The sequence below is a fragment of the Blastococcus sp. CCUG 61487 genome (assembly GCF_005222955.1).
Lineage (GTDB): Bacteria > Actinomycetota > Actinomycetes > Mycobacteriales > Geodermatophilaceae > Blastococcus.
On sequence record NZ_LWUA01000275.1, the window covers coordinates 1 to 10,086 of the forward strand.

Here is a 10,086-nt window from a genome sequence, read left to right on the forward strand (position 1 = left end):
CACCTTGGTGGACGCCACTGGCGAACACGGCCGAGCGGACGAACAGCGCCAGCACGGCGAGGATCGCGGCGAGCAGCAGCGGGGGCGGCAGCAGCAGCGCGTCGGTCACGCCTTCCACGGCGCTCTCGGTGCCGCTGCTGACGGCGTCGAAGAACGGGTCGAGGTTGTCCTTCAGCCAGTCGAAGGCGGTGTCGATCCACTCGCCGACGGGAACGCGGGGCAGCGTGTCGTCGTCTGCGGCGAGGACGGCGCCCGGCTCAGCCACGGGAGCCCTCCAGCTGGTCGGCGCGGTCACCGCTGGTGCCGGCCGAGGGGCGCCCGTCAGCCGCCGCGCCGGACATGGCGGCCAGCACCGCGCGGGAGTCCACGACCCCGACCGGGCGGCCGTCGTCGTCGACGACGACCACGGGGGCGTCGCTGGCGCCGGCCGGGGCCAGCAGGTCCGACAGCGAGGTGGTGGCCGGGACCCGGGCGGCCGCCGGCCGCACCGCGGACGCGACGTCACCGGAGGAGGTCAGGAGGTCCGCGCCGGTCGCGACGCCGACCAGCCGGCCCTCCGCATCCACCACGGTGAGGGCGGAGCCGCCGCGCTCGCGCAGCGCCGAGAGCGCTGCGGGCGGGTCGACGTCGACCGGGACGGACCGCGTCGGCACCATCACGTCACCCGCGGCGAACACCCGCGAGCGGTCGACGTCGGCCAGGAACCGCTCGACGTACTCGTCGCCGGGGTTGGCCAGGATCGACTCGGGAGTGCCCAGGCGCACGACCCGCCCGTCGCGCATGATCGCGATGCGGTCGCCCAGGCGCATGGCCTCGTTGAGGTCGTGGGTGATGAAGACGATCGTCTTGCCCAGGCGGGCCTGCAGCTCCAGGAGCTGGTCCTGCATCTCGCGGCGGATGAGCGGGTCGAGCGCGCTGAACGCCTCGTCCATGAGCAGGACGTCGGCCTCCGACGCCAGGGCGCGGGCCAGGCCGACGCGCTGCTGCATGCCGCCGGAGAGCTGGGAGGGGCGCTTGTCGCCCTGGCCGTCCAGACCCACCATCGCCAGCGCCTCCCGGGCGGCGGCCAGCCGGGTGCGCCGGTCGACCCCGCGCACTTCGAGCGCGTAGGCGGCGTTCTCCTCGACGCTGCGGTGCGGCAGGAGCGCGAAGTGCTGGAAGACCATGCTGATGCGGCGCTGGCGGATCTCGCGGAGACCCTTGCCGCTGAGCGCGGTGATCTCGTCCTCGCCGACGTGAACGGTGCCGGCCGTCGGCTCCAGCAGCCCGTTGAGCATGCGGATCAGGGTCGACTTGCCCGATCCGGACAGCCCCATGACGACGAAGATCTCGCCGGGCTCCACCTTCAGGTCGACGTCGATCACCGCCGGCGTGGCACCCGTGGCCCGGATCTCCTCGGCGGAAGCTCCGGCGCGCAGGCGCTCGACGGCGTCGTCGGGGTGGCGACCGAAGACTTTGAACAGGCTCTCGACTCGTAGTGCGGTCACATGTCCCTCTCGCCATGGTGCCGCCGGCCGTGTCCGTCGGCGGCACCGGTGTACCGGGACTCATCCACTCCTCTACCGACGGCCGACGGACCTGTCCGACGGCCACCGGCATCCCGGTCCGGCCCCTTCCGGGGCCGGCACGGCACGGCGCGGAGGTCCGCACTGTGCCGCTGTCCGGCGAGCCAACTTATCGAGGTTTGCGTGGCCGTGGCCTGTCGAACGAAGGATCGATAAGTACCCGTAACCCGTTCGTCACATGACAACACCGGCCAGTCACGTTCGGCGACGACGTACCGATGGCGCCGATCAGCCGGGGATGTCGTCCTCGTCGTCCGGGACGACGACCTCCTGGTCCAGCACATCGGCCTCGTTCGCCTCGCGGAGCCCCACGGGGCGGGGTGGCGCGCCCGCCTCACCGGGCCGCGCGGCGAGCTGCTGGTCGAGCGCGTCGGCCTCCGGCACGCCGAGGCCGGGCGCGTCCGCGTCACCGGCCAGGTCCACCGCGGGCGGGACCAGGAGGGCCTCCTGCTCGGCGCGGTCGGCGTCGTTCGCGGTGCCGGGATCGGTCACGTCGTCCTCCCTCGGGATGTGGTCAGGGCCTCCCCCATCCTGCCGTCGCTCCGCGCTCCCGGCAGAGCGGCGGGTGCGCCGCGCGAGACGACCGCGTGACCAACCGCATCCGGCCAGGCACAATCGGATCGATGGAGGCGGCCGCGGATTACGAGTTCGCGCCGCTGCGGATCCCGCCGGGCACGTCCCGGTCCGCGGCGGCGACCATGCTGAGTCTTCAGGCCGACGTCGGCGGGTGGGAGCTGGCCCGGCTGCAGCTGCACGCCGACGGCACGCGCAAGGTGGTCCTGCGCCGCAGGTCACGGCTCTCCTACCTGCCCGGCCCCGTCGTCTAGGGCGCTGCCCGCCACGAGGCGGGGCGGTCGAGCTCCGGCGGGATCCGGGTGTCGTCGTCGCCCCGGGCCGCCTCGAGCTGCGGCCGGGTGAGGAACAGGCAGCGGGACAGGTCGGCGCCGCGGACGTCGGTCGCGCGCAGGTCCGTGCCCAGCAGGTCCGCCGTCCCGAGGTCCACCCCGCGCAGGTCGGCGCCGATCAGGTAGGCGCCCCGCAGGCCGGCGCCGCGCAGGTCCTCCCGTCGCAGATCCCGGCCCACGAGGTCCGCGCCGCGGTGGTCCGGGAGCCCGGGCCCCCGGACGGCCTCGCTCACCTCGTGCAGCAATGCACCGACGTGAGCGCGGTGGGCCCCGACGTCCAGGGTACGCAGGGTGGCGGCGTCGAGACCGGCCAGCCGCTCGGTCTCCCGCCGCGCCGCCTCGACGTCCGCGCGCAGCACAGCGGCGGCCGGCAGGATGGCGGCCAGCTCCGGTGACTCGCGCCAGCTGCGCCCGCCGAAGGTCTCCTGGGTGACCCGCTGCCCGGCCCCGAAGCAGTCGAAGACCACGCAGCCGGGGAACCCGGAGCTGCGCAGCCGGTCGTGGATCCCGCAGCGGAAGTCGTCACGCAGGTGCCGGCACGGCGTTCCGGGCGGCTTGTCGACGGCGAAGTCCGCGGACGCCGCGAACGCCGGCGCGACGCAGCACAGCCCGGCGCAGCGGCTGCAGTCGGCCGACAGCGCCGCCCGTGCGCGGGCCAGCGGCAGCGAGGTCATGACCGCACCAGGGTAGGCACGCCTCCGTGCCCTCAGGGGACGAGGACGACCTTGCCCACGGTGCCGCGGTCGGCGAGCCGGGCCAGCGCCTGCGGGGCCTGATCCAACGGCAGGACGTCGCCGACCAGCGGATCGATCTTCCCCTCGCCGACCAGCCGGACGAGCTCCTCGTGGGTCCGCCAGAACAGGCCCGGGTCGTGCTTGCGGTAGAGCCCCCAGTGCAGGCCGACGACGCTGTAGTTCTTGACCAGCACGTGGTTGGCGGGCGCGTCCGGCAGCCGTCCGCTGGTGAACCCGACCACGAGCAACCGGCCTTCGAAGGCGATGCACCGGCGCGATCGGTCGAACACGTCACCGCCGACCGGGTCGTACACGACGTCGGCACCGTGGCCCTCGGTGATCTCCTTGACCAGCGGGACGAAGTCCTCGGCGGTGTAGTCGATGACGTGGTCGGCGCCGAGCTGCCGGCAGACCTCGGTCTTGTGCGCGCCGCCGGCGGTGGCGATCACCCGGGCGCCCGCGGCCTTGCCCAGCTGGATGGCGGCGGAGCCCACGCCACCGGCGCCGGCGTGGACCAGGAGCCACTCCCCCGCCTCGAGGTGCGCACGGCGGTGCAGGCCGACGTGGCCGGTGGAGTAGGTGAGGTACAGCGCCGCGGCCTTCTCGTCGGAGAGCCCCTCGGGGGCCGGGTAGGCCGCGGCGGCGTCCATCAGCGCGTACTCGGCGAACGCCCCCGGACCGCCGGCGGGCGAGCCGATCACCCGCTGGCCGGTGCCCACCACCTCGCCGCAGAGCTCGACGCCGGGCGTGAAGGGCAGCGGCGGTCGCTCCTGGTACTTGCCCTGCGCCATGAGGACGTCGGGGAAGTTCAGCGCCGCCGCCCGCACCTTCACGAGCACCTGCCCCTCGCCAGGGGTGGGCGTCTCGACCTCGTCGAAGGTCATGACGTCCGCAGGATCACCGAGCTCGTGGACCCGCCATGCACGCATGAGCCGACCCTGCCAGACGCCACGGTGACCGCCGTCACCAGCCCGCCCTGCGCTCGCCGCCCCGCGGGCCGCGTGACAGTGTGCTGCCGACGGCAGCACACCTACACGAGGACGGCATGAGACAGCTCCTGACGGACCGGCTGCGCTTCCTGGCGGCGTTCGTCGCCAATCCGCGGCAGGTCGGGGCGGTCCTCCCGACGTCCCGCAGCGCGGTGCGCGCCATGCTCGACATGGCCGACGTCCCCGCGGCCGACCTGGTCGTGGAGCTCGGCGCCGGAACCGGTGTGCAGACCGGCGAGATCCTCGCCCGGCTGAAGCCCGAGGCGCGGCTGATCGCGGTCGAGATCGACCCGCGGCTGTCGGCCCTGCTCGAGGAGCGCTACGACGATCCGCGGGTCCAGGTGGTCACCGACTCCGCGGAGAACATCCACGACTACCTCGACGGCCGGAAGGCCGACGTCCTGGTGTCGGCGCTGCCCTTCACCTCGCTGGACAAGGCGCTGCGGCAGCGCATCCTCGACGCGCTGCCCGGCATGCTGGGCCCCCGGGGCGTCATGGTCGTCATCCAGTACTCGCCGCTGATGCTCGGCGAGTTCCGGCGCCGCTTCCGCACGGTGCGCTGGCGGATCACGCCGTGGAACGTGCCCCCGGCGATCCTGTTCGCCTGCTCCGACGCGGAAACCGACTGATCAGCGGGTCGGTCCCCGCTCCGCCCGGTGGCGCAGCGCCTCGTTCATCGCCCGGAAGCCGGCCAGGGTGCCGCCGTCGAGCGAGCCGCGCAGCGGCCGCACGAGGAGCCCGCTGAACGACTCGCCGTGCACGAGACGGGTGCCCCGGTCGGTGGGGTGCAGCTCGAAGCGGTGCCGGCCGTCGAAGAGGCCGGGGACGCCGAGGCGGCCCTGCCACTCGAGGAGCCGGTCATCGGTCGCCTCGGTGACCGTCGGCCTGATCGAGAGGGCTCGGCCGCCGGGTGGCTGCAACCGCAGGCTGAGCCGCTCCCCCGGCCGGACGGTGCCGGAGGCGGCGGTGATGAAGGGGTTCCACTCGGCGTGGGCCGGCAGGTCGGTCAGCACCGCCCAGACGGCGTGGGGCGGGGCCGCGATGTCGATCTCGGTGCTCAGCCGGTGGCGCACGCTCAGCTCGCCGAGGTGGGCCGCAGCGCTCCGGGGACGGTGGCGGTCTCGCCGTTGCTGGTCTTGGCCGAGGGCACGCCCTTGAACTTGTACGGGATCGCGCCCAGCCCCGGCTGGATGACGTAGGCGGCACCCGGCTCGCCGGACGTCCAGGCCGCGAGCATCGCGTCGGCGACCTCCTCGGCGCTCAGCACCGGGAAGCCGGCCTGCTGGAAGGTCTCCCGGATGCCGTCGATGATCGCCGTGTCGGCGAAGCCCGGGCAGATCGCGGTGACCTCGATGTTCTCGCCGATCAGCCGCGGTGCCATGGAGCGGACGAAGGCGATCGCGCCGGCCTTGGCCACTCCGTAGCCGGGGTCGGTGGCCATCGGCGCCAGGCCCGCGAGCGACGCCGTCACGACGATCGAGCCGCCGCCGGCCCGGCGCAGCGCCGGCAGCGCGGCCTCGGTGCCGTAGACGACCCCGAGCAGGTCGACGTCGAGGACGTGCAGGAACTCGTCGACGTCGAGGCTCTGGCGGGACTTCCCGGCGATGCCGGCGTTGAGGAACGTCGCGTCCAGCCGACCGTGCTCGGCCTCGACCTGGTCGACGACGGCCTGGTTGGCGGCGCGGTCGGTGACGTCGAGGGCGACGAAGGGGCAGCCGAGCTCCTCGGCGACGGCGCGGTTGCGCTCGTTGTCGAGGTCGGCCAGGACGGCGGTGACGTCGAGCGCCGTCAGCTTCTTCGCGAGGGCGCGGCCGAAGCCACCGGTCCCTCCGGTGATGAGGGCGACGGATCCGGGGCGAGGTGTGGGCGCAGTCACGTCCCCCATCATGCCGACCGCAGGAAGCGATCGAGCACCCGGATGCCGAACTTCAGCGACTCGACCGGCACCCGCTCGTCGATGCCGTGGAAGAGCGCGGCGAAGTCGAGGTCCGGCGGCAGGCGCAGCGGCGAGAAGCCGAAGCAGCGCATGCCCAGGCGCTGGAAGCTCTTGGCGTCGGTACCGCCGCTCATCGTGAACGGCACGGGGCGGGCGCCGTCGTCCTCGGCCTTCAACGCGGCGGCCATCGCGTCGACCAGGGGCCCGTCGAACGTCGTCTCCACGGCCTGGTCGTGGACCAGCCACTCGCGCTGGATCCCCTCGCCGACCAGGGCCGCGAGCTGGCGCTCGAACTCCTCCTCCTGGCCGTAGAGGAAGCGACCGTCGACGACGGCGCTGGCCGTGCCGGGGATGACGTTGGCCTTGTAGCCGGCGTGCAGCATCGTCGGGTTGGCCGTGTTGCGGAGGGCCGCGCCGACCATCCGGCTGATGCTGCCCAGGCGGGCCAGGGCCTGCTCCGGCTCGGCCGGGTCGAGCTCGATGCCGTAGGCCTCCTCGACGGCGGCGAGGAACTCCCGCATCGGCGGGGTGAGGGTGAGCGGGAAGCGGTGCGAGCCGAGCCGGGCGACGGCCTCGGCCAGCCGGGTGACGGCGTTGTCGTCGTGGACGAACGAGCCGTGGCCGGGCTTCCCGCCGGCGGTCAGCCGCATCCAGGCCAGGCCCTTCTCCGCCGTCTGGACGAGGTAGAGGCGCAGGTCGTCGTGCACGGTGATGCTGAAGCCGCCGACCTCGCTGATCGCCTCGGTGCAGCCCTCGAGCAGGTCGCGGTGCTGGTCGACGAGGTGGTGCGCGCCGAGCTTGCCGCCGGCCTCCTCGTCGGCGACGAACGCGAGCACGATGTCGCGCGGCGGCTGCACGCCGGTGCGCGCCCACTCGCGCACCAGGGCCAGCACCATCGCGTCCATGTCCTTCATGTCGACCGCGCCCCGGCCCCAGATGTAGCCGTCACGCTCCTCCCCGGAGAACGGGTGGACGCTCCACTCGGCAGGATCGGCCGGGACGACGTCGAGGTGGCCGTGGATCAGCAGGGCGGGGCGGCTGCGGTCGGCTCCCTCGATGCGCGCGACGAGGCTGGCGCGGCCGGGCTCGGACTCGACGATCTGGGAGTCGATGCCGACCTCGGCCAGCTTGCACGCCACCCACTCGGCGGCGGTCCGCTCCCCCGCGCTGGTGGCGGTGTCACCGGTGTTGGTGGTGTCGATCCGGATCAGGTCGGAGAGCAGTTCGGCGACCTCGTCCTGCGCCGTCGTCGGCGGGTTGCTGTCCACCCGTTCGAGCCTAGGGGTGGCCCCTCCCGTCGTCAGCGCGAGCGGCCCGTGCCGGGGCGCCGACGGAGCTCCCTCGCACGGGTGAGCCGAGCCTCGGGAGCGGCGGCTCGCGTGCCGATGGACGGGCGTGAGGAGCTGGTCGGGGATGCGCGCACGCGACCCGGAGGCAGCCGCGCGCAGCGCCGTGCTGATCCTGGTCGTCGCGGCGCTGGTCCTCGCCGTCTTCAACGCGTTCCAGCCCCTGGAGTACGACCGCGCCGGCGTCCTGGCCGCGTGGTCGGCCGTCGGAGTCCTGCTGCTGGCGTCCGGTGCCTTCGCGCTCCTGCCTCCGCGCCCGCTCGACCGGTGGCGCGTCTTCACGGTGCTGCCGCTCGCGGGCCTCCTGCTGACCTGCGGCGTGAACTACCTGACCGAGGACCCCTCCGCCGCGTCCCAGGCCTTCCTCGCCTTCCCGGTCCTCTGGGCGGCCTCGCACCTGCGCCGCGGAGCCGTGGTGGTGGTGACCGGCACGGCGGTGGTGGCCAACGGCGTCACCCTGCTGACCCTGCTCCCGGTGGATGCGGCCCTCACCGACTTCACCTTCTTCGGCGCCGTCCTGGTGGTGATGGCGGTGATGCTCGTCCACGCGGGCACGGTCCAGGAACGCCTGGTGGCCGCCCTACAGGAGCAGCTCACCGTCGACTCGCTCACCGGGTTGAAGACCCGCCGGGCATTCGACGAGGCCCTGGCCGCCGCGTTGCAGCGGTCGGTGCCGGGCGGGACCGCGCTGGTGCTGATCGACGTCGACTCGTTCAAGGCAATCAACGACAGCCACGGGCACCCGGTCGGCGACGACGTCCTGGTGCACCTGGCCCGCGTGCTGCGCAGCGGCGTGCGGGCGGAGGACGCGGTGCTGTCGCGGCTGGGCGGTGACGAGATCGCCGTCCTCATGCCGGGCTGCGGCCGCGAGATCGCGGTGCAGCGTGGCGAGGAGCTGCTCGAGGCGGTCCGCTCGACACCGATGACCCTCGCGAACGGCGACCTGCTGGCGCTGTCGATCAGCGTCGGCGTCGCCCACCTGCCGCAGCACTCCACCGACCGGCGGGGACTCTATACGGCCGCGGACACCGCGCTGTACGACGCGAAACGGGCAGGCCGCGGGCGGGTCTCGGTGGCCCGCGCCTGACGGCTGGAACGGCGTCGGGGGGTGCGTGATCGGCGCCGGGGGCTCGGGTAGTCTTGCCCCGCACTCGTCCGGGTGGCGGAATGGCAGACGCGCTAGCTTGAGGTGCTAGTGCCCTTTATCGGGCGTGGGGGTTCAAGTCCCCCCTCGGACACAACATCCCCCCGGTGTTCCTGCACGTCAGGAGCCCGGGGCGTTCTGCTGCAACGGCCTTCTAGGGCCTCGTGATACCCGCGTGATACTTCGCGCACCGGATCACCCTTCGAGCAGGGCAGCGAAGCGGTCGGCCGCCTCGCGCCCCATGCCGGGGTGCACGTGCTGGTAGACGGTCAGCGTGATCGTGGCGCTCGCGTGGCCCAAGCGCTCTGAGACGACCTTGACCGGCACGCCGTCGGCCAGCAGGAGCGTGGCGTGGGTGTGGCGGAGGTCGTGCAGCCGGATCACCGGCAGCCGCTCCTCCCCCAGCGCTCGACGCGCCCGCGCGATATGGCCGGCGAAGTGGCGGGAGAACCGCTCAGGGTGCCGATGGGTGCCGTCGAGGTTGCTGAGCACGAGCGCCGAGTCGCGCACGAGATCGAGCGCCAGCAGTCCGCGAGCGGCCCGGTAGGCACGAAGCGCGCCCACGGTGCCGGAGTCCAGGTCGACAACGCGTGACCGGCCCGTCTTGGTGGGGCCCTCGACCAAGCGCTCGCCGGCGCCCTTGGTCTTCACGACGCCGACGCTGCGGCGGATGGCGAGGCGGCCGGCGTCCAAGTCGATGTCGCGCCAACGCAGGGCCAGCGCTTCTCCGCGGCGCATCCCGGTGGCCGCCAACAGCCGCCAGCCTATGGCGAGGTCCTCGTCATAGGCCTCCGCCCAGCCGAGGAACCGGCCGAGCTCGGCCGCGGTCCACGCCTGCATCTCCGGAGGACGCGCCTCCGATGGGCTCGGCGGTGTCGACCGGTCGGTCGGGTTGACCGAGAGCCGTCCCTGTGTGACCGCGTCACCCAGCGCCGACCGCAGGATGGTGTACACGTAGCGCACCGTTCGGGCGGAGAGACCGCCTTGGCCGTCCGCGCGGCCGGATTCCTCCAGTCTGCGCATCCAGGCGTCCACCGCTGGACCGGTGAGCCGGGCGACGGGCAGAGCGCCGAGGTACGGATCGATGTGCAGCCGGATGTTCTTCCGGTAGGAGGCGAGCGTGGCCGGGCCGAGCCGTTGGCCCTGGATCCACTCGGCGAGGTAGGCGTCGAGACGCTGCTTCGAGGGCTCGACCCACTCCCCTACTTCGGTCTTGCGGACCTCCGCCCGCAGAGCCGCCGCGGCGTCCTTCCTGGTCTTGAAGCCGCGCTTGAGGACGACGCGCTTCGTCCCGTCTGCCCGCTGGGCCGTGAACTTGATTAGGAAGCGGGGACCGGCCTTGGTCATGTATTCGCTGATGCCGCCCTCGCCCGCCTGACGTCGCCGTGGCTTCGCCATCGCAGACCTCCATAGTCGACCCCGGGAACCCGCTGTCAGCCGGATGGCTGGGTGACGTCCCGCGGGGTG

General features: G+C 73.3%; 11 protein-coding genes, 1 tRNA gene and 1 pseudogene. 4 read left to right on the forward strand and 9 right to left on the reverse strand.

Features of this window, described 5'->3' with window-relative positions:
- The 3 genes and pseudogenes from A6V29_RS17950 to A6V29_RS17960 all read right to left on the reverse strand — a co-directional run.
- Positions 1 to 265, reverse strand: a pseudogene (locus tag A6V29_RS17950) (proline/glycine betaine ABC transporter permease); the annotation flags it as partial.
- A complete protein-coding gene (locus tag A6V29_RS17955; RefSeq protein WP_137161580.1) occupies positions 258 to 1,487 on the reverse strand; it encodes a quaternary amine ABC transporter ATP-binding protein in 1,230 nt (409 codons plus the stop codon). The gene A6V29_RS17955 and the pseudogene A6V29_RS17950, both read right to left, overlap by 8 nt.
- A 306-nt stretch (positions 1,488 to 1,793) precedes the next feature.
- Complete coding sequence (locus tag A6V29_RS17960; protein ID WP_137161581.1) at positions 1,794 to 2,057, reverse strand: Rv3202a family protein; 264 nt, start codon at positions 2,055 to 2,057, stop codon at positions 1,794 to 1,796.
- Between the two features lie 131 nt (positions 2,058 to 2,188).
- Here A6V29_RS17960 and A6V29_RS17965 point away from each other — a divergent pair, with 131 nt between their 5' ends.
- Positions 2,189 to 2,392 (forward strand): DUF5703 family protein, encoded by a 204-nt coding sequence (locus tag A6V29_RS17965; protein ID WP_040339379.1) that lies wholly within the window; start codon positions 2,189 to 2,191, stop codon positions 2,390 to 2,392.
- Here A6V29_RS17965 and A6V29_RS17970 read toward each other — a convergent pair.
- Positions 2,389 to 3,144 carry a pentapeptide repeat-containing protein gene (locus tag A6V29_RS17970; protein WP_137161582.1) on the reverse strand — a complete coding sequence of 252 codons (756 nt, stop codon included), beginning with the start codon at positions 3,142 to 3,144 and terminating at the stop codon, positions 2,389 to 2,391. The two genes, A6V29_RS17965 and A6V29_RS17970, sit on opposite strands and share 4 nt — an antisense overlap.
- 32 nt (positions 3,145 to 3,176) lie before the next feature.
- Positions 3,177 to 4,088: an NADPH:quinone oxidoreductase family protein gene (locus tag A6V29_RS17975; RefSeq protein WP_249933324.1), complete on the reverse strand. Its 912-nt coding sequence runs from the start codon at positions 4,086 to 4,088 to the stop codon at positions 3,177 to 3,179.
- Between the two features lie 161 nt (positions 4,089 to 4,249).
- Between A6V29_RS17975 and A6V29_RS17980 the strand changes: the two genes are divergently transcribed.
- Positions 4,250 to 4,822 carry a class I SAM-dependent methyltransferase gene (locus A6V29_RS17980; RefSeq protein WP_137161584.1) on the forward strand — a complete coding sequence of 191 codons (573 nt, stop codon included), beginning with the start codon at positions 4,250 to 4,252 and terminating at the stop codon, positions 4,820 to 4,822.
- Here A6V29_RS17980 and A6V29_RS17985 read toward each other — a convergent pair whose 3' ends face one another.
- The 3 genes from A6V29_RS17985 to A6V29_RS17995 are packed head-to-tail and all read right to left on the reverse strand — an operon-like array spanning position 4,823 to position 7,397.
- Positions 4,823 to 5,266, reverse strand: coding sequence for an SRPBCC domain-containing protein (locus A6V29_RS17985; protein WP_137161585.1), 444 nt, complete (start codon positions 5,264 to 5,266; stop codon positions 4,823 to 4,825). It abuts the gene before it with no gap.
- A 2-nt stretch (positions 5,267 to 5,268) separates the two neighbouring features.
- The gene (locus A6V29_RS17990; protein ID WP_137161586.1) at positions 5,269 to 6,069 is read right to left on the reverse strand and encodes an SDR family oxidoreductase; all 801 of its coding nucleotides are present in this window, start codon (positions 6,067 to 6,069) and stop codon (positions 5,269 to 5,271) included.
- Positions 6,070 to 6,077: 8 nt separating this feature from the next.
- Positions 6,078 to 7,397: a M20/M25/M40 family metallo-hydrolase gene (locus A6V29_RS17995; RefSeq protein WP_137161587.1), complete on the reverse strand. Its 1,320-nt coding sequence runs from the start codon at positions 7,395 to 7,397 to the stop codon at positions 6,078 to 6,080.
- A gap of 145 nt (positions 7,398 to 7,542) precedes the next feature.
- Between A6V29_RS17995 and A6V29_RS18000 the strand changes: the two genes are divergently transcribed.
- Positions 7,543 to 8,562, forward strand: a complete 1,020-nt coding sequence (locus A6V29_RS18000) for a GGDEF domain-containing protein (protein WP_137161588.1) — start codon at positions 7,543 to 7,545, stop codon at positions 8,560 to 8,562.
- Positions 8,563 to 8,628: 66 nt separating this feature from the next.
- A tRNA-Leu gene (locus A6V29_RS18005) sits at positions 8,629 to 8,713 on the forward strand.
- A 101-nt stretch (positions 8,714 to 8,814) separates the two neighbouring features.
- Here A6V29_RS18005 and A6V29_RS18010 read toward each other — a convergent pair.
- Positions 8,815 to 10,017: a tyrosine-type recombinase/integrase gene (locus A6V29_RS18010; protein WP_137161589.1), complete on the reverse strand. Its 1,203-nt coding sequence runs from the start codon at positions 10,015 to 10,017 to the stop codon at positions 8,815 to 8,817.
- Between the last annotated feature and the right edge of the window lie 69 nt (positions 10,018 to 10,086).

Excerpts from the sequence above, each read along its gene's own strand:
- A6V29_RS17975 (WP_249933324.1), bottom strand. The coding sequence starts at position 4,088 with ATGACCTTCGACGAGGTCGAGACGCCCACCCCTGGCGAGGGGCAGGTG.
- A6V29_RS18010 (WP_137161589.1), bottom strand. The coding sequence starts at position 10,017 with ATGGCGAAGCCACGGCGACGTCAGGCGGGCGAGGGCGGCATCAGCGAA.
- A6V29_RS17970 (WP_137161582.1), bottom strand. The coding sequence starts at position 3,144 with ATGACCTCGCTGCCGCTGGCCCGCGCACGGGCGGCGCTGTCGGCCGAC.
- A6V29_RS17980 (WP_137161584.1), top strand. The coding sequence starts at position 4,250 with ATGAGACAGCTCCTGACGGACCGGCTGCGCTTCCTGGCGGCGTTCGTC.
- A6V29_RS18000 (WP_137161588.1), top strand. The coding sequence starts at position 7,543 with ATGCGCGCACGCGACCCGGAGGCAGCCGCGCGCAGCGCCGTGCTGATC.
- A6V29_RS17965 (WP_040339379.1), top strand. The coding sequence starts at position 2,189 with ATGGAGGCGGCCGCGGATTACGAGTTCGCGCCGCTGCGGATCCCGCCG.